Annotated in this window: 16 protein-coding genes and 1 pseudogene; 7 read left to right on the forward strand and 10 right to left on the reverse strand. The window is 71.8% G+C overall.

The features are described from left to right. Window positions 1-23: 23 nt before the first annotated feature. The 5 genes from IE145_RS26675 to IE145_RS26695 all read right to left on the reverse strand — a co-directional run bounded on the left by IE145_RS26675 (window position 24) and on the right by IE145_RS26695 (window position 5,727). Window positions 24-1,061, reverse strand: a complete 1,038-nt coding sequence (locus IE145_RS26675; protein ID WP_189528006.1) for a hydroxyacid dehydrogenase — start codon at window positions 1,059-1,061, stop codon at window positions 24-26. Then, the gene (locus tag IE145_RS26680) at window positions 1,058-1,996 is read right to left on the reverse strand and encodes a carbohydrate ABC transporter permease (protein ID WP_189528007.1); all 939 of its coding nucleotides are present in this window, start codon (window positions 1,994-1,996) and stop codon (window positions 1,058-1,060) included. Before IE145_RS26680 ends, IE145_RS26675 begins: the two co-directional genes overlap by 4 nt. Continuing rightward, on the reverse strand, window positions 1,993-2,994 hold the full coding sequence (locus tag IE145_RS26685; RefSeq protein WP_189528008.1) for a carbohydrate ABC transporter permease: 1,002 nt from the start codon (window positions 2,992-2,994) through the stop codon (window positions 1,993-1,995). The genes IE145_RS26680 and IE145_RS26685 overlap by 4 nt, the downstream gene beginning before the upstream one ends. A gap of 78 nt (window positions 2,995-3,072) precedes the next feature. Further along, the gene (locus tag IE145_RS26690; RefSeq protein WP_189528009.1) at window positions 3,073-4,377 is read right to left on the reverse strand and encodes an ABC transporter substrate-binding protein; all 1,305 of its coding nucleotides are present in this window, start codon (window positions 4,375-4,377) and stop codon (window positions 3,073-3,075) included. Window positions 4,378-4,602: 225 nt separating this feature from the next. Then, entirely contained in the window at window positions 4,603-5,727 is a 1,125-nt protein-coding gene (locus IE145_RS26695; protein ID WP_189528010.1) for a substrate-binding domain-containing protein, read from the reverse strand. 382 nt (window positions 5,728-6,109) lie between these two features. On the opposite strand from IE145_RS26695, the gene IE145_RS26700 reads away from it, so the two are divergent. Then, window positions 6,110-8,524, forward strand: a complete 2,415-nt coding sequence (locus IE145_RS26700; RefSeq protein WP_189528011.1) for a polysaccharide lyase 8 family protein — start codon at window positions 6,110-6,112, stop codon at window positions 8,522-8,524. A 10-nt stretch (window positions 8,525-8,534) separates the two neighbouring features. Here the strand turns inward: IE145_RS26700 and IE145_RS34025 are convergent. Further along, window positions 8,535-8,684 (reverse strand): annotated as a pseudogene (locus IE145_RS34025) (aminoglycoside 3-N-acetyltransferase); the annotation flags it as partial. Between the two features lie 191 nt (window positions 8,685-8,875). Here IE145_RS34025 and IE145_RS26710 point away from each other — a divergent pair. Together IE145_RS26710 and IE145_RS26715 are read left to right on the forward strand one after the other, a co-directional pair. Then, window positions 8,876-9,388, forward strand: coding sequence for a DinB family protein (locus IE145_RS26710; protein ID WP_189528012.1), 513 nt, complete (start codon window positions 8,876-8,878; stop codon window positions 9,386-9,388). 108 nt (window positions 9,389-9,496) lie between these two features. Then, a complete protein-coding gene (locus IE145_RS26715; protein WP_189528013.1) occupies window positions 9,497-10,240 on the forward strand; it encodes a transporter substrate-binding domain-containing protein in 744 nt (247 codons plus the stop codon). A gap of 55 nt (window positions 10,241-10,295) precedes the next feature. Here the strand turns inward: IE145_RS26715 and IE145_RS26720 are convergent, their stop codons facing one another. The 4 genes from IE145_RS26720 to IE145_RS26735 all read right to left on the reverse strand — a co-directional run bounded on the left by IE145_RS26720 (window position 10,296) and on the right by IE145_RS26735 (window position 13,053). Next, a complete protein-coding gene (locus IE145_RS26720) occupies window positions 10,296-10,796 on the reverse strand; it encodes a GNAT family N-acetyltransferase (RefSeq protein ID WP_189528014.1) in 501 nt (166 codons plus the stop codon). 83 nt (window positions 10,797-10,879) lie between these two features. After that, window positions 10,880-11,047: a DUF6381 family protein gene (locus tag IE145_RS26725; protein WP_164873575.1), complete on the reverse strand. Its 168-nt coding sequence runs from the start codon at window positions 11,045-11,047 to the stop codon at window positions 10,880-10,882. A gap of 156 nt (window positions 11,048-11,203) precedes the next feature. Further along, window positions 11,204-11,638, reverse strand: a complete 435-nt coding sequence (locus IE145_RS26730) for a hypothetical protein (RefSeq protein WP_189528015.1) — start codon at window positions 11,636-11,638, stop codon at window positions 11,204-11,206. A 440-nt stretch (window positions 11,639-12,078) separates the two neighbouring features. After that, window positions 12,079-13,053, reverse strand: a complete 975-nt coding sequence (locus IE145_RS26735; RefSeq protein WP_189528016.1) for a sporulation protein — start codon at window positions 13,051-13,053, stop codon at window positions 12,079-12,081. A gap of 385 nt (window positions 13,054-13,438) precedes the next feature. Here IE145_RS26735 and IE145_RS26740 point away from each other — a divergent pair, with 385 nt between their 5' ends. The 4 genes from IE145_RS26740 (at window position 13,439) to IE145_RS26755 (ending at window position 17,200) form a co-directional block, all read left to right on the forward strand. Further along, on the forward strand, window positions 13,439-14,776 hold the full coding sequence (locus tag IE145_RS26740; protein ID WP_189528017.1) for a hemolysin family protein: 1,338 nt from the start codon (window positions 13,439-13,441) through the stop codon (window positions 14,774-14,776). Continuing rightward, a complete protein-coding gene (locus IE145_RS26745; RefSeq protein ID WP_189528018.1) occupies window positions 14,773-15,789 on the forward strand; it encodes a hemolysin family protein in 1,017 nt (338 codons plus the stop codon). Before IE145_RS26740 ends, IE145_RS26745 begins: the two co-directional genes overlap by 4 nt. A 126-nt stretch (window positions 15,790-15,915) precedes the next feature. Then, window positions 15,916-16,536: an L-threonylcarbamoyladenylate synthase gene (locus IE145_RS26750; protein WP_189528019.1), complete on the forward strand. Its 621-nt coding sequence runs from the start codon at window positions 15,916-15,918 to the stop codon at window positions 16,534-16,536. Between the two features lie 31 nt (window positions 16,537-16,567). Further along, entirely contained in the window at window positions 16,568-17,200 is a 633-nt protein-coding gene (locus tag IE145_RS26755; RefSeq protein ID WP_189528020.1) for a hypothetical protein, read from the forward strand. Window positions 17,201-17,241: the final 41 nt, after the last annotated feature.

The raw sequence follows: 17,241 nt of genomic DNA on the forward strand, positions 1-17,241 counted from the left end.
CGTGGGGTGGGTACGGGACGGGTTCAGGCCTGTTGGTGCAGGGTGCGGGGGTCCACCGCATGGGCGAACGGCAGGCCGTGCGCGTACCGTTCGAGTTCGTCGACGGCGGCGTCGGCGAGCCGGTGGAGTTCGCCGCCCTGGGAGCCTGCGATGTGCGGGGTGAGCAGGACGTTCGGCAGGTCGTAGAGGGGCGATTCGGGAGGCAGGACTTCAGGTTCCGTATGGTCGAGGACGGCGTTCAGACGCCCGGTGACCGCTTCCTTCACCAGCGCCTCGGTGTCCACCAGGGAGCCGCGTGCGGTGTTGACGAGAGTCGCCCCGTCCCGCATCAACGCGAGGCGCGGGGCGTCGAACAGATGGCGGGTGCCGGGGAGTTCGGGGGCGTGGATGGTGACGACGTCGCTCTCGGCCGCCAGGGTGTCGAGCTCGGTGCGCTCCACGCCGAGGGCCCGGGCGTCCGCCTCGTCGAGGTACGGGTCGTGGACCAGGACGCGCAGGTCGTAGGGGCGCAGCAGTTCGATCACGCGGCGGCCGATGCGGGAGGCGCCCACGATGCCCACGGTGCGGCGGTAGTTGCCGACACCGGGGAACCGTGCGAGGAGGTTCACCCGGGAGCGTGCTTCGCGGTAGACGCGGGCGCTCCCCAGGATGTTCTTGTTGGCGAAGAGGATCGCGGCGACCGTGTACTCCGCGACCGGGAGCGCGTTGGCCGCGGCGGCGGTGCTCACGGTGATGCCCCGGTCCCAGACGTCCTGGGTGATGTGGTGTTTGACGGATCCCGCGGCGTGGACGACGGCGCGCAGCCGGGGCATGGCGCTCAGGGCGGCCGGGTCCAGCGGGGGGCAGCCCCAGCCGGTGAACAGGACCTCGGCCTCGTGGAGTCCGGTGCGCTGCGCGGAGTCGTCGGCGCCGAAGTCGGTGACGAGGAGGCGGGGGTCGAGGTCGGCGACCCGGGCGAGCCGGTCCAGGGCCTCGGGGGCGAGGATCGCGTCCCGGGTCTCGCCGCTCATCGCCAGGACGGTGCGGGGGCGGGTCGCCCGGGGCGGGGCGGGGTGGCTCACTTGACGGCTCCTGCGGTGAGGCCCGAGCGCCAGAAGCGCTGGAGGCAGAGGAAGGCGACGATCAGGGGGACGACGGCGACGAGGGAGCCGATGATGACCATCGGGTAGAGCTCCGGCTGCTGGTAGACGTTCTGGTTCCACATGAACAGGCCCAGGTTGACCGGGTAGAGCCGGTCGTCGTTGAGCATCATGAGCGCGCCGTAGAAGTTGTTCCAGCTCGCGGTGAAGGTGAACAGGAAGATGGTCACGAAGCCGGGTGCGAGCATCGGCAGGGCGACCGTGACGAAGGTCCGCACCTCGCCGGCTCCGTCGACGCGGGCGGCTTCGAGGACCTCGCCCGGCACGTACCCCTCGGAGAAGACGCGGGCCAGGTAGACGCCGAAGGGGTTGACGAGGCTGGGGATGAGGACGGCCCAGTAGGTGTTGACGAGGCCGAGTTCGGAGGCCATCAGGTACAGCGGGAGCTGGACGACGGTCGAGGGGATGAGGACGCCGACGAGGACGACCCCGAACCACTTCTCCCGGCCGCGGAAGGCGTATTTGTCGAAGGCGTAGCCGCAGGCGACGGAGATGAGGGTGGAGAGAAGCGAGGCGACGACGGTGTAGAGGAGGCTGTTGAGCATCCAGCGGACGAAGACGCCGTCGTTGTACTCGAGGAGGGCGTTGAGGTTGGTCAGGAGGTGGAAGTCGCCGACGCTGAAGGGGTTGGTGGCGAACAGGTCCCGGTAGCTCTTGGTGGAGGCGATGAGGAGCCAGGTCAGCGGCATCAGCGTGTAGACGGCGACGACGGCGAGCACGGCGTTCACCGCCACCCGGGAGGTGAGGCCGCCGGTGCGGATCCGGCGCGCGGACGGCCGTGGTGCGGTGCGACGTCCGGTCCCGTCGCGCCGGGGGGCGGCGGTCGGTGCCTCGCGGTGGGCTGTCTGGGTGCTCATGAGGCCTTCCACCGGTTGCCGAGCTTGGTGACGACGAAGGACAGCAGGCCGGCGACGAGGGCGAGCAGCAGGGAGCTCGCGGCGGCCAGGCCGTAGTCGTGGCCCTTGAAGGCCGCGGTGTAGATGAACATGGTCGGCGACCAGTCCTCGCCCATGGTGTTGGCGCGGAGTTGGACGAGTTTGGGGGCGTCGAAGAGCTGGATGGCGCCGACGCAGGTGAACAGCAGGGTCAGGACGACGGTCGGCCAGATCATGGGGATCTTGACCTGGAGAGCGGTGCGCAGAGCGCCGGCTCCGTCGACGGTCGCGGCTTCCAGGACCTCGCGGGGAACGGCCTGGAGACCCGCGTAGAAGATGATCATGTTGTAGCCGGTCCACTGCCAGGCGGAGATGTTGACGACGGAGAAGATCGCCTCGTCCTCGCCGAAGAAGTTCCAGTGCGCGCCGAACGCGTCGAGGGCGTCGGTGACGGGGCTGAGGCCGGGCGTGTAGAGGTAGAGCCAGATCAGCGAGGCGATCAGGCCGGGGACCGCGTGCGGCAGGAAGTAGGCGATCTGGAAGAAGCGTCTGGCCCGGGCCATGGACGAGTCGACGAGCAGGGCGAGGATGAGCGCGCCGCCGACCATCGCGGGGATGTAGAGGGCGCAGTAGAGGGCGATGTTCCCGAAGGAGCGGAGGAACGCTTCGTTGCCGAGAGCTTCGGTGAAGTTGCCGAATCCGGCGAAGACGCGCTCGGTTCCGCCGAATCCCAGGCCGGAGGATTCCTCCCGGTAGAGGCTCATCCAAGCCGCGTAGATCAACGGCAGGACGGTGACGGCGGCGAAGAGCACGAAGAACGGGACGGTGAACAGGGCGACGGCCCGGCGCTGTCCGCGTCGTGTGCCGGGTCCGCCCGGGGCGCCGGGCCTTACCGGTCCGGCGGATCCGGTGGTTCCGGCGGGAGGCGGCACGGCCGGGGGTGCCGGGGTCTTGGCCGGCCGGGCGAGTGGGGCTGCCACCTGGTGCTCCTTCGGCGAGGTGGGGCGGTCGGTCGGGAGGGGTGCCCGGCACGGCGGGTGCCGGGCAGCCGCGCATGGCTACTTGTCGAGATTCAGACCGCGGTCGGTGACCGCCGTCTCGCCCTTCGCCTGACCGGTGCTCAGCATCTTGGTGTGGTCACCGCCCGCGGCCATCTGCACCGAGGTGACCTGCTGCTGGACCGGGCCCCAGGTCCAGCCGGGCACGATGGTGTCGGCGGCCTCGCCGGCCAGCGCGTAGACGTCCTGGTCACCGAAGTAGGAGTTGTCGAACTGCTTCGCCGCCGCGGCACGCATGCCCTCGTTGGCCGGCAGGGCGCTGCTGGGGGTCTTGAGCGAGCTGAGGCGGGCGGTCATGGCCTCCGGGTCGGTGGTGACCCACTTGATGAACTCGGCGGCGGCCTCGGTGTGTTCGCTGCCCTTGGGCACGATGTAGGAGGTTCCGCCGTACATGCCGGTGCTCGCCTTGCCGTCCCAGGTGGGCAGGGGTGCTATGCCCCACTTGCCCTGGGAGTCGGGGTAGCTGACGGGGAAGTTCCCGGCGCTCCAGGCGGCGCCGATGATGGTGGCGACCTTGCCGGTGGCGCGTTCCTTGTTCTCGCCCTCGCCCCAGAGCGGGGTCTTGGAGGCGAGGCCCTCGGCGAGGAGGTCGTCCCAGTAGGCGGCGACCTTGCGGGAGGCCGGGTCGTCGATGTCGACCTTCCAGGCGTCGCCGTTGGTGCCGTACCACCGGGCGCCGGCCTGCCAGGCGAGGCCGGAGAGCAGGGCGGGGTCGCCGCCGCCGAAGTTGGTGATGGTGACGTCGGGATCAGCGGCGTGGATCTTCTCTGCGGCCGTACGGTATTCGGCCCAGGTCGTCGGCACGTCGACGCCGTGCTTCTTGAACAGGTCCTTGCGGTAGAACAGCTGGATGGGTGTGACGTCGAAGGGGACCGCCCAGGTGGACCCGCCGAGGTTGACCAGGGACTGGACGGCCTCGGGGAACTCCTTCTCCACCAGCTCGCCGGAGCTGGGGGTGAGGTTCTCCAGGTTGCCCTCGCTGGCGTACTCGGGCAGGGCTGAGTAGTCCATGGTCGCCACGTCGGGGGCGTTGCCGCCCTTGACCGCGTTGGACAGTTTGGTGACGCCCTCGGGGCCCGCGGGGACCATGGAGAACTTCACCTTGATGTCGGTGTGCGTCTTGTTGAAGGCGTCGGCGGTCTCCTTGGCGCCCGCGGTGGCCGACCAGAAGGTGAGGGTGACGGGGTTGCCGTCCCCGGGGCCCGAGGCGTCCGAGCCCGAGCCGCCGCAGGCGGTGACGAGCAGGGCGAGTGAGGCGGCGGACGCCGCGAGGGCGAGGCGGGACGTGCGGGCGATACAGGGCATGGGCCGGCTCCTACGAGACCTCGAACTGCGGGAGATGAGGTGAACGACACACATCATTTTGCGCAGAACCGATCGCCGTCAAGAGCGAATGACCAATTCAATCGAATCGATCATCCGGGGGCGTAGCGGCCGTTCCCGGCGCCCCTCGCCCCCTGGGAACGCGAAAAGCCGTGCCCCAGGGTCCGTTGTCCCCGGGGCGCGGCTCGTGGCGCGGTGCTTTCAGTGTCAGGGAGCGGCGGCGGCCGCCCCGCAGGAGACCCGGACCCGCAGGGTGGGCAGGATGTCCAGATGCCGACGGGCCCCGGCCCCCGGGGCCGGCGCGTCCGACGCGCCGGGTTCGGCCACGCCGAGGCGGGACAGCAGGAGCCGGGCCGCGGCGGCGCCCACGGCGTACTTGTCCGGGGCCACCGCGGTGAGCGGCAGGTCGGCGAGCGACGCGACCTCGTCGTCGTACGCGATCACCGCGAGGTCTTCGGGCACCCGCACCCCCCTGGCCTGGAGGCGGGGGATGAGGACGATCGCGTCGGCGTCGCTGTGCACGATCGCGGCGGTCACACTGCCGCTCGCCACGCCCTGGCACAGGTACTCCAGAGTTCGCTCGAAACGATCGGCCTCCGACCGCGACGGGGCCCCGTCCAACGGGGAGGTCGGCACCGGAGTCAGCCCCAGCGCCTCCACGGCGGCCCGGTAGCCGACCCGGAGCCGGGGAGCGGTCGGACTGTCCTGCACGGCGAGCGCGATCGCCCGGTGGCCGAGCCCGGCAAGGTGCGCCACCGCTTCGGCGGCCCCGTGCGCATGGTCCGAGCGCACCCGGTCCAGGCGCGCCGCCGGATGACCGAGGGGCGCCGAGCGTTCCACGAGGACGACGGGGGTCTTCGGCTCCACCGTCCACAGCCCCTCGCCCCGCTCCGGGCAGCCGCGCTCCCAGCTGGGTGTGAGCAGAAGCCCGTCGGCGCCGGTGGACAGCAGCCGCCGGGCCTGGGCGGCGTCCTCGTCGGGGAGGTAGCGGGAGAGCCCGATCGTCAGCCGGGCGCCCGCGGCCTCGACGGTCTCCCGGGCACCGCGCACCACGTCCGCGTAGTAGTACTCGGTGGTCGGCACCACCATGCCCACCACCAGCCCTTCGGCGGACGGAGCGGGGGCCGGTGCGGGCCGGGACTGCCCGGCGGGCCACACCACCGCGCCGTGCAGCCGCTCCACCAGCCCCTGGGCCGCCAGCGCCTCGACGTCCCGGCGCAGGGTGACGGCGGACATGCCGAGTTCCTCGGCGAGCTCGGCGACGCGCAGGCTGCCGCGCTCGCGGACGAGTTCGAGCACCCGCTCGTGGCGCTGGTCGACGTGCAGTCGCATGGATCCCCCTGGACTCGGAAGCGGCTGGGCTCGGGCGAACGGCGTTCCGGTGGCGGAAGCACAGGGTTCCCGTCCCCGGGCGGCCGCCGTCCGGCCTGGGTCAACCATATCGATCGCATCCGCTCGAAACGATCCGAGCGGTGGTTTGCGGCGACCCGAGCTGTGCGAGCCGGCTCCTAGGCGGGAGAGCCCTACACGCCCCAAGAAGTGATCGATACGATCAATTCGGCCAAAGTTATTGAGCGTGTCGTCCGGCGGCTGCTAGAAAGTGCCCGCCCGCTCAGAACAGTCGGATCCCGGGGTCGGTTCAGCGCCCGTTCCTTCGGTGCCGTCCACGCGCCGGGTTCCCGCCGGAGACACGTCACCGACCCGGAGCTCTCCCATGACTTCTGCCTGGTCCCGCCGTACCTTCCTGGCCACCTCCGCGGTGCTCACCGCCGCGGGCGGCGGGGCGCTGATGCTCGCCGCGCCCGGCGCCGCCTCCGCCGCCCCCGAGGACGATCCGTACGCCGCGCTCCGCACGACCTGGAGCGCGCTGATCCTCGGCGAGGGGTTCAGCCCGACAGCCGAGCCGTTCAGGAGCCGGCTGGCCGACCTCGGCGCGAAGGCGTCGCAGTGGCTGGAGGCGATGACCCCGAGGGAGGGCTCGCTCTGGCCCGACGCCGTCTTCGCGGATCCTGATCCCGACACGGACGCGGAGTCGTACGTCTTCTCGGGGCGGATGGCCGACAGCTTCATCCGCCTGAACACCATGGCCCAGGCCTACCGCCAGCAGGGCACCGGGCTGACCGGGAACACCGCCCTGCGCGACGCCGTGCTCACCGGCCTGGAGCACCTCAACACCCAGGTCTACAACGACGGACAGACCCGGTACGGCAACTGGTACAGCTGGCAGATCGGCGCGCCGCAGGCCCTGCTGGACGTGTGCGTGCTGATGTACGACGCCATCGCCCCGGCGAGGCTCGCCCGCTACTGCGCCGCCGTCGACCATTTCGTCCCGGACTCCGCCGTCGCCTCCTACACCGGGACCAGCACCGGGGCGAACCGGGTCGACCTGTGCCGGGTGCTGGCCCTGCGCGGGGTCGTCGGAGGGACCGCGGCGAAGATCGCGCTGGCCCGGGACGCCCTCTCCCCGGTCTTCCCGCTGGTGACGAAGGGCGACGGGCTGTACGCCGACGGCTCGTTCATCCAGCACACCACCGTGCCCTACACCGGCAGCTACGGATCGGTGATGCTCGGCGGGCTCGGGCTGCTGTTCGCGCTGCTGAAGGGCACCACGTGGGAGATCACCGACCCGAAGCGGCAGGTGGTGTTCGACGCGGTGGAGAACGCGTGGGCCCCGTTCCTCTACAACGGCCTGGTCATGGACTCCGTCGCGGGGCGCGCGATCAGCCGGGGCGAGGCCGACGACCACCGGCGCGGTCACCCCGTCCTGGCCTCGATCGTGCTGCTGGGGCGGGGCGCGTCGGCCGCCGAGAACGCCCGGTGGCGGGCGCTCGTCAAGGGCTGGGCGCAACGCGACTACTACAGCCTGCCGCTGAGCAACCCCTCGCTCGGGCTCACCGCGCTGGCCCGGATCAAGAGCGTCCTGGACGACACCGCCCTCACCCCGATCCCAGAACCGGCGGGCCACCGGCTCTTCCCCGACATGGCCCGGGCCACCCACCGCCGTCCCGGCTGGTCGGCGTCACTGAGCATGGCCGACCGGCGGATCACCTATTACGAGACCGGCAACGGCGAGAATCTGCGCGGCTGGCACACCGGGAACGGGATGCTCTACTGGTGGGGCGGCACCTTCGCCAACGGCCAGTACAGCGACGCGTTCTGGCCCACCGTCGACCCGTACCGGCTGCCCGGCACCACGGTCTCGCGCAAGGTGCTCGCAGACGGGGCGGGCGGCGACTGGGGCAACGCGCTCCCGGATGTGAACTGGGTCGGCGGGGTCACCGACACCAAGCGCGCCGCCGTGGGCCAGTACGTCAAGGGCCTCTCCAGCACGCTGATGGCGAAGAAGTCGTGGTTCTTCCTCGACGACACGGTGGTGTGTCTGGGCGCGGGCATCCACGGCCGCGACGGCACGACCGTGGAGACCACGGTCGACAACCGGAACCTGGGGCCGACGGGCAACGCCCCGTTCACCGTGGACGGCTCGGCGAAACCGGTCACCGCCCCCTGGTCGGCGACGCTGGCCGGCGCGTCCTGGGCGCACCTGGCCGGGCACGGCGGTTACGTGTTCCCGGGTGGGGCGAGTGTGAAGGCGCTGCGGGAGAACCGGACGGGCCGCTGGCGCGACATCAACCGGGCGGGCTCCACCGATCCGGTGTCCCGGAAGTACCTCACCCTCTGGTTCGACCACGGCACGGACCCGTCGGCCGCCACTTACGCGTACCAGCTCCTGCCTGGCGCGTCCGAACAGCGCACGGCAGCGCGGGCGGCGGACAGCGGCTGGCTGCGGGTGCTCGCCAACACGGACGACCAGCAGGGGGTGGCGGTCCCCTCGCTCGGCCTGACGGCGGTCAACTTCTGGTTCGGCGGGAGCGTCGGACCCCTGGTGGCGGACGCCCCGTGCTCCGTCATGGTGACCGAACTCGCCGACGGGACGGCGACGGTGTGCGTGAGCGACCCCATGCGGATGCGCACCAGCCTGACCCTCACCTGGAACCGGGCCGTCGCCTCGGTCGTGTCGAAGCCGGCGACGGTGACGTCGGCGACCACGGGCGCATCGCTGCGGCTCGTCTTCGGCGACCTGTCCGGGACGCGCGGGGCGACGCACACCGTGAGGGTGCGGCTGGCCTGAGCGAACGCCGTCACGCGGGGGCGTTCAGCCGCTCCTCGATCCAGCGGACGCCGAACTCCACGGCCGGGCCGGCCTCGAACAGGAAGCTCTCGGCCGCCCCGACCGCGCCGGACCGGCCGATGCCCGCGTCGAGCATGGCCCGGACGATCACCGAGAAGGGCTTCGAGGAGGCCGAGCGTGGCCGGGTCGTCCCCGCTCCGGTGCCGTGTCACCGGCCCCCCGGAACGCCGCAGCAGCTCTCGTACGTCCATGCCCCGGAGCCCAGGCAGCTCTCACGCGAAAACCCGGCTGCCCGGAGATCGCGGGGCGGACATACTGTCGGCCGGCACCACGGAACCGAGGGAGACCACCATGACGAGTGACGATCGGGTCGGGCCCCCGCTGCTGGGCGGGGAGCGCGAGACGCTGCGGGCCTTTCTCGACTACCACCGCGAAACCCTGGCCATGAAGTGCGCCGGGCTGAGCGACGAGCAGTTGCGCGAGCGGTCGATGAAGCCGTCCACGCTGTCCCTGCTGGCTCTGGTGCGGCATCTGGCAGAGGTGGAACGCGCCTGGTTCCGGAGGGTGTTCGAGGACGAGGACGCTCCGATGGTGTGGTCGGAGAAGCCCTTCGACTTCCAGGCGGCGTACGACGCGAGCGCCTCGACCGGCGCCGAGGCGTTCGCCGCCTGGAAGGCGGAGGTGGAAACCTCGCGCCGGATCGAACGGGAGGCGGCTTCGCTGGACCTGGTGGGGCGTCAGCCGCGCTGGGAGAAGGACGTCTCGCTGCGGATGGTCATGGTGCACGTCCTGCTGGAGTACGGCCGCCACAATGGTCACGCGGACCTGCTGCGGGAAGGCGTGGACGGCACGGTGGGGGCCTGAGTCCGCAGGGCGGGGGCGTGCCGGTCGGCGGTGGCCCGAGGCATCGCGGGCCTCGGCCGGTCCCCTACGCCCGTCCACCGCCGTGGGCCCGCTCATAGACTCGGCTCCATGACTCAGCCGCCGACGCCCTCCCCCCTCGTCTCCTCGTTCGCGCCCAGCGGCGCCCTGCGTGCCTCGATCAACCTCGGCAACCCGATCCTGGCCCACCGCGATCCGGCGAGCGGCGAGCCGGCCGGGGTTTCGGTCGACCTGGCACGGGAGTTCGGGCGGCGGCTCGGGGTGGCCGTGGAGTTGGTGGCCTTCGAGCGGGCCGCGCTGTCGGTCGACGCGGTGCGGGCCGAACGGGCGGACATCGGGTTCTTCGCGGTCGACCCGGCGCGGGGCGAAGGACTGCGGTTCACCGCACCGTACGTCCTGATCGAGGGCAGCTATCTGGTGCCGGAGCGCGCTTACCTGACCGAGAACGACCAGGTGGATCGTGAGGGCACGCGGATCTCGGTCGGGGCCGGATCCGCCTACGACCTCTTCCTCACCCGCGAGATCCGCCGTGCCGAGATCGTCCGGCTGGAGGGCGCCCCGCGCGCGCTCGCGGCCCTGCGGGCGGGCGAGGTCGAGGTGGCCGCCGGGATCCGCCAGTTGCTGGAGGCCGAGGCCGCGCGGGAGGCGGGCGTACGGGTGCTGCCGGGGCGGTTCATGGTGATCCAGCAGGCCATGGGGGTGCCGGCCGGACGAGGGGCGGCGGCGCAGAAGCTGCTGGCGTCGTTCGTGGAGGAGGTGAAGGCGGACGGTTTCGTCGCGGACGCCCTCCGGCGTCATGGCGTCGAGGGTGCGTCGGTGGCTCCCGAGGCCTGAACTCCCCGCCGGGCCACCGGCGGACAACCGGCGGGTGACCTGCGGACCACCGTGGTCAGCGGCGGAGGGTCAGCACGCGGGTGGTGCTGCCGTCGTCCTCCTCGATGTCCCTCACGTACGCGAAGCCGATCCTGTCCAGCAGGGTCAGCGAGGCCTCGTTCGCGGCGGCGACGGTGGCGTGGACCTCGTCCAGCCCGAGAGTGTCGAAGCCATGGGCGATGACGGCCCGGGCCAGTTCGGTCCCGAGGCCGGATCCCCACGCCGCGGGCGCCAGGGCATAGATGATCTCGTGGCCGTCGACGGTGTCGGTGCGCTTGATCTCGGCGTGCCCGACCAGTCGGCCGTCACGGCGGACGGCCCAGACGGCGAACAGGTCCTGGGCATAGACCTTGGTGAAGACCCGTCCGAACAGGGCCCGGTCCTCCGCCTCGGGGGAAGGGCCGTCACCCATCCATCGGGACACCCTGGTGTCCTGGAACAGGGCGACGAAATCCTCTTCGTCCTCGGGGACGTACGGCTCCAGCAGGAGCCGCTCGGTGCGCAGGGTCGGGGTCACGGGGCGTGACGCTACCCGGGCGGCGAGCGCCCGGGCAATCGGCTTTCCTCCGCACGGCGGGCATGGGGCCGATAAGGCGGGCCTCAGCGGCCGGCGTCGGGCGTGGGTTCCTCGCGCAGCAGTCGCAGGGCCTTCGCCCGCAGTCGTCGGCGGTGCTCGGGGTCGGTCGCCCGGTCTGCGGCCCGGCCCAGTTCCTCGGCGCGTTCGCGGGTGCGGCGGGCTCGTTCCGCCGGGCTGTCGTACAGGTTCATGGGGGGTGTCCTCCGTCGTGGGTCCTCCGTCGGCGACCGGCGTTGCGTGCGCGACCGGAGCCCCAGCGTCACCGGAGTCGGTGCGGTCCGCATCTCGTGCGGCTACGTTCGGTGACGGCGGGTGGGGCGAAGGTTTCCCGATACGACGGGCGACGGTCAGTCGGCGGTGTGGTCCGGATGCCCCTCGGTCCGCCGGGCCGCTTTCATCTCGGCCTCGTAGAGGTGGTCCCGGCCCTCGGCGAGGTCCTGTCGGATTCCCTGCTCGACCGAGCGGAACACGTCGTAGTAGGTGGCGTTGTACTCCTCGACGATCTGGAACGTCCAGTGCCCGGGGATGACGTTGCGGCCGAGGATCTCCCGTTCGACCTGATCGGCCTGTCGCCCGTGCCCTGCGGCGCGGAGCAGCCGTACGGCATCGTCGAGGGCCAGGTCGGCGCTCCCGGTGAGCTGGTGGAACGCGTACAGGGCGCCCCGGGCCCGCTCTGCCGTCTCGAGCGCCTTCGACAGGGCGCCGAGCGCCTCGACCGTCGTGTCGGTGACGCCTTCGGGGCGCCGGTGCCGGGGATCGGGCGGAGGGTTTCCGGGGTTCATGGGGCTCCTTGTCCACGTCGGGCGGCCGTTCGCTTCTCGCTTTCCTCCCCCGGAGCCCGCGACACCCGCCGAGCACGGCCGGGCGAGAGCAGGCCCACCTCATCCCTCCGCATCTTCCCTTGCTGAGGGATGCGAAGCCCTGACCGGCGCGCCGGTCAGCAGCACGGCCCCACGCCGGCCTCCGGTTGCCGCGCCGGGGCACGTCGAGGTGTCCAGCAACGTGCAGGTCGACGCGCTCGGTCCGGACTGCGGCCTCTTCACCCACGCCATCGGCCGTGCCTGGCGGCCGGTTCAGCCCCCGCCCGGCCTCGTCCGGCACGCCGACCGGGGCCAGGACATCTGGTTCCTCCCGGACCCCGACGCCCTGCGCGAGCGTCCGGCCCCGGACAGGACGGGCCGGAAGGCGGACTGGCCCCCTTCCGGCCCGGGGCTTCCCCGGGTCAGCCCTCCTCGCCGCTCTCCTCGTCCTCCTCGCCCTCGAAGGCGTCGCCGATCTCGTCGACGACCTCGGCCGCGACCATGCCGCCGACGACACCGACGGCCACGCCCGCCGCGGCCCCGGCCACCACGGCGCCCGTGCCGGGGCCCGCGCGGTGCCGGTCGCCGTGCTCGTCACCGTACGAGGGTGGCGCTCCATGGGCCTCGTGGCCGGCGATGACCTCCTTCAGCCAGGCGTCGACCTGGGCGTTCCAGTCGGTCTGCGGGGCCGCGTGGTGGGATGCGGTGAAGCGGTGGACCGTGTCGTGGCCCTCGGTGAAGAGCCCGGCGGCTTTGTCCGCCTCGATGACGACCTCCAGGCCGCCCTGCGAGGCGATGAAGGTCACCTCGATCTCGTTCACGGCGTGGGCGTGACCGGCCGGCGGGAGGATCTCGATCTCCTGGTAGCAGGGCAGCTGCTGACCGGTGCCGCGAATGTGGCCGAGCTCCAGGTCCGCGGACCTGAACACGTATCCGAGCTGCCCGAAGGCCTCCAGGATCGCCTCCTGGGCGGGCAGCGGTCCCACCGCGAGCGCGTCGAGGTCTCCCTTGTCACGCGCCCCCGCGATCTCCAACTCCGTCCGGATGCCGAGTACGGGGCCGAGGTGCTGGCCGTGGAGTTCGGTGATCGGCGTCTCCCACGGCAGGGTGACGGTGAACGGCACGGTGTGGTCGGCCCCCTCGGCCAGCCGGAAGCCGCCGCCGACGGTGAACCGTTCGAGGACGACCGTGGCCTCGACCTCCTCGTCCTGGCCCTCGCTCTCGACCCGGGCGACGAGGAAAAGGGAGATCCCGTCGACCATCACGTCCGACCCGCCGCCCCGCAGTCGGACCTCTCCGGAGAGGAGACCACCGGGCAGGGCCGGACCGGGTTGCAGAACCGTGTCGACCGAGGGGCCACCGACCCCGAGGGCTCCGAGCAACTTCTTGAACACCATGTGCGGCGTCCGCTCCTTCTGTGGATGGGCGATCGAGGGGCGTGAGCCACCTCGCCGGGCAGAAACTCCCGCGAGGTAAAGGATTTCCCAAGCCCGCGATCGCCACGCACAGTTCCGGCCATCAAGATCGCGGCTGATGACCCCGCGCCCGCACCCCGTCACCCAACGCGAGCCGATGCCCTTCGGGCGGCACCCTGTGTGACACCCGCCACTCCCCATTGCTTTGCGCTCCCTTTACTATCTATCAGACGGGTTTCGCACCCGTCCCCCACCGTCGATCCCGACGACCCGAACAGAGAAGGAGCTGCGGCACCGCAATGGGTGAGCCTCCCAGTACGAACCGTGTCATCCCCGACCCCACGCACCAGGGGACGGAGGTGACACGGTGAGCGAAGTGGTCCTTCTTCTCCTCGCCCTCGCGCTGACACTGGCCTGTGCGGTGTTCGTCGCGGCGGAGTTCTCGCTCACGACCATCGAGCGGAGCGAGCTCGAACGCGCCGCGAAGGCCGGTGAGCGCGGCGCCGAGAGCGCCCTCAAGGCGGCCAAGCGCCTCACCTTCCAGCTCTCCGGCGCCCAGCTCGGCATCACTGTGACCTCCCTGGTCATCGGCATGCTGGCCGAACCGTCCCTCGCGGTGCTGCTGCGCGGCCCGCTGGGCGCCGTCGGCCTGCCGTCCGGCGCCGTGTCCACGGTCGCCACGCTCCTCGGCGTGGCCGTGTCCACCGTGGTCCTCATGGTCGTCGGCGAGCTGGTCCCGAAGAACTGGGCGATCTCCAGCCCTCTCACGGTCGCCAAGGTCGTCGCCACCCCGCAGCGGGCGTTCACGGCCGCCTTCGGCCCGCTCATCCGCCACCTCAACAACACCGCGAACCGCTTCGTGCGGCGGCTGGGCCTGGAACCGGCCGAGGAGCTGGCCTCCGCCCGTACGCCGCAGGAGCTGGTGGCACTCGCCGAGCACTCCGCCCGCGAGGGCGCCATCGAGCAGGACTCGGCCGAGCTCTTCGTCCGCACCCTGCACCTGGCCGAGCTGTCCGCCGAGAACGTCATGACGCCGCGCGTCGACGTCCGGGCGCTGGAAGCCCACGCCACCGCGGCCGACGCGGCCAACCTCACGCTGGCCACCGGTCTGTCCCGCTTCCCGGTCTACCGGGACAGCCTGGACGAGGTCATCGGCACGGTCCACATCCGCGACGTCCTCGCTCTCGACGAGTCCGAGCGGCCCCGGACCCCGGTCACGGCGCTCGCCACCGAACCGCTCCTCGTCCCCGACTCGCTCCCCGTCGACCGGCTGCTGGCGCAGTTGCGCAAGCACCGGACGATGGCGGTGGTGATCGACGAGTACGGCGGTACGGCGGGGGTCGCCACCGTCGAGGACATCGTGGAGGAGGTCGTCGGCGAGGTCCGCGACGAGCACGACCCGCACGAGCGCCCCGACCTCGCACCGGCCGAGCCGCTCGGCGACGGCCGCCAGGTCTGGGCGGCCGAGGGCAGCATCCGGCTGGACCAGCTCGACCGGATCGGGTTCACCGCGCCGGAAGGCCCGTACGAAACGCTCGCCGGCCTGCTCGCCAATCAGCTGGCCCGCATCCCCGTCCGCGCGGACCGGGTCGAGGTCGGCGGCTGGCAGTTCGACGTGCTCGACATCGAGCACCACCGGGCCGACCGGGTCCGGATCACCGCGCCCCTGCCGGCGCTGGCCCTCGTGGAGGAGGACGCCCGATGACCACCATTCAGCTCGCCATCGGCGCGCTCACCCTCCTGACCAACGCGTTCTTCGTGGGCGCGGAGTTCGCACTCATCTCGGTCCGCCGCAGCCAGATCGAGCCGCAGGCCGTCCGGGGCAGCCGCCGTGCCAAGAGCACCCTGTGGGGCCTCGAACACCTGTCGGCCGCCATGGCCACCGCGCAGCTCGGCATCACGATCTCCTCGCTGGTACTGGGTGCCGTCGCGGAGCCGGCCATCGCCCATCTGCTGGAGCCGCCGTTCGACGCGGTCGGCGTGCCCGACGCGCTGGTCCACCCGATCGCCTTCGTGATCGCGCTGACGCTGGCGACGTATCTGCACATGCTCATCGGCGAGATGATCCCCAAGAACATCGCGCTGGCCGCTCCCGTCGCCACCGCCCTGGCGCTGGGGCCGTCCCTGGTGGCCCTGACCCGGGCACTGCGCCCGGTGATCTTCGGCATCAACGCCTTCGCCAACATGCTGCTGCGGCTGCTGAAGGTGGAGCCCAAGAACGAGGTCGCCTCGGTGTTCACCGACGACGAGCTCGTGCGTCTGGTGAAGGACTCCAGCGAGGCCGGGCTGCTGGCCCCGGCCGACGGCGAGCGGCTGCGGGACGCCCTGGAGCTCGGGACCCGGCCGGTCGGCGAGGTGATGGTCCCGCTGAACCGGACCGTCACCGTCGACCTGGGCATCACCCCGCAGGGCCTGGAGCGGGCCGCAGTCGCCTCGGGCTTCTCCCGGCTGCCGGTCACCGGCCCCGACGACGGGCTGCTGGGCTACTTCCACATCAAGGACGCCCTCGGTGTCGCGGAGCGCACCGAGGCGCTGCCGACGAGCGCCCTCCACCCGGTCATCCGGGTCGAGATCGACACTCCGCTCGACGACACCCTCACCGCGATGCGTGCCGCCGGTACGCATCTCGCGGCGGTCACCGGGGACAAGGGCACCGTCATCGGCTTCGTGACCATGGAGGACGTGCTGGACGAGCTGGTGGGGGCCGCCGCGGTCTGACCGGCCCCGCGCCGAACACCGGCGCACTAAGCGGAGGAAGAGGCGGCCCGTCGCACGACGGGCCGCCTCTTCACGCTTCCGTGCACAGGGCTCTCCCGGCCCCGCCCGAACGCGTAAGCTCGGCGAATGGCCAAGTACTTCGACGTGCACCCCGCAAACCCCCAGCCCCGCACCATCGGCACGGTGGTCGACAGTCTTCAGTCCGGTGCGCTCGTCGCGTACCCCACCGACTCGTGCTACGCCCTGGGCTGCCAGTTGGGCAACCGCGACGCCATCGACCGGATCAGGTCGATCCGGAATCTCGACGACCGGCACCACTTCACACTGGTGTGCCACGACTTCGCGCAGCTGGCGCAGTTCGTCCGCGTGGACAACGACGTGTTCCGCGCGGTCAAGGCGGCGACACCCGGCAGCTACACCTTCATCCTCCCCGCGACGAAGGAGGTCCCCCGTCAGTTGCTGCACCCGAAGAAGAAGACGGTCGGCGTGCGCATCCCGGACCACGTCGTCACCCAGGCGCTGGTCTCCGAGCTGGGCGAGCCGCTGCTCTCCAGCACCCTGCTGCTGCCGGACGAGGAGGAACCGCTGACGCAGGGCTGGGAGATCAAGGAACGGCTCGACCACGAGGTGGACGCCGTGATCGACTCGGGCGACTGCGGCACCGAGCCGACCACGGTCATCGACTTCTCCGGCGACGAGCCCGAGATCGTCCGCCGCGGAGCCGGGGACACGTCCCGCTTCGAGTGATCCGGGGCGCTTCCGGGGCAGACTGGCGGTCGTGACAGGTGAGCGACTGCGGTTCGACGGCTGGATCGCCGGTGTGGGGACCTCCTCGGGGACCCGGCTGGTGGTCGGACACTGGCCGCGTTCGCCGTTCGGGGCGTTCAGTGACGTCATGGTCGAGCATCCGGACGGTGAACGGGTCCTGCTGGCCCCGTCCCGGCGGATCGCCGATTTCGTCGCCGCCACCTACCGCTTCGACCGGATCGAGGTGGTGCCCGTGTCCGTCACGGCCGTCGCCCCGGCGAGGGCCTCCGCCTGGCTCGTCGAGGCGGGGCCGCTGCGCCTGCGACTGCGGACCGGACGCCGGTCGGCCCTCGGTCTGCTGCTCTCCGCCGTTCCCGCCCCGTTCGCCCGCAGCCCGGTCTGGGCGGCGCTGTGCGACGTACCGGCCCGGTTGCTGATGCCCGGCGTACGCACCCTGGGCCGCGCGGGCCCGGGACGGCGCGAGTGGTACGGGGCACGGGGGCTGCGGCCGGTGGTGGCGGCCGACGCCGTGCTGGACGGCGCGGGCCTGGGCGCGCTCGCCCCGCTCGAACCACCGGTCGCCTTCGGGTTCGGCTCCGCCCCGCGCGGCCCTTCTCTGGTCCGCGTCACCACAACGGTGGAACTCGCGCGCACCGGGCGGTGAGGGCCCTCGCGGCCCCCGGGGGCGGTGCGGGGGCCTCGTCC

It is taken from the genome of Streptomyces sindenensis (assembly GCF_014649035.1).
GTDB lineage: Bacteria > Actinomycetota > Actinomycetes > Streptomycetales > Streptomycetaceae > Streptomyces > Streptomyces sindenensis.

Excerpts from the sequence above, each read along its gene's own strand:
- IE145_RS26680 (WP_189528007.1), bottom strand. The coding sequence starts at position 1,996 with ATGAGCACCCAGACAGCCCACCGCGAGGCACCGACCGCCGCCCCCCGG.
- IE145_RS26710 (WP_189528012.1), top strand. The coding sequence starts at position 8,876 with ATGACGAGTGACGATCGGGTCGGGCCCCCGCTGCTGGGCGGGGAGCGC.
- IE145_RS26730 (WP_189528015.1), bottom strand. The coding sequence starts at position 11,638 with ATGAACCCCGGAAACCCTCCGCCCGATCCCCGGCACCGGCGCCCCGAA.
- IE145_RS26695 (WP_189528010.1), bottom strand. The coding sequence starts at position 5,727 with ATGCGACTGCACGTCGACCAGCGCCACGAGCGGGTGCTCGAACTCGTC.
- IE145_RS26715 (WP_189528013.1), top strand. The coding sequence starts at position 9,497 with ATGACTCAGCCGCCGACGCCCTCCCCCCTCGTCTCCTCGTTCGCGCCC.
- IE145_RS26700 (WP_189528011.1), top strand. The coding sequence starts at position 6,110 with ATGACTTCTGCCTGGTCCCGCCGTACCTTCCTGGCCACCTCCGCGGTG.
- IE145_RS26750 (WP_189528019.1), top strand. The coding sequence starts at position 15,916 with ATGGCCAAGTACTTCGACGTGCACCCCGCAAACCCCCAGCCCCGCACC.
- IE145_RS26745 (WP_189528018.1), top strand. The coding sequence starts at position 14,773 with ATGACCACCATTCAGCTCGCCATCGGCGCGCTCACCCTCCTGACCAAC.
- IE145_RS26725 (WP_164873575.1), bottom strand. The coding sequence starts at position 11,047 with ATGAACCTGTACGACAGCCCGGCGGAACGAGCCCGCCGCACCCGCGAA.
- IE145_RS26690 (WP_189528009.1), bottom strand. The coding sequence starts at position 4,377 with ATGCCCTGTATCGCCCGCACGTCCCGCCTCGCCCTCGCGGCGTCCGCC.
- IE145_RS26735 (WP_189528016.1), bottom strand. The coding sequence starts at position 13,053 with ATGGTGTTCAAGAAGTTGCTCGGAGCCCTCGGGGTCGGTGGCCCCTCG.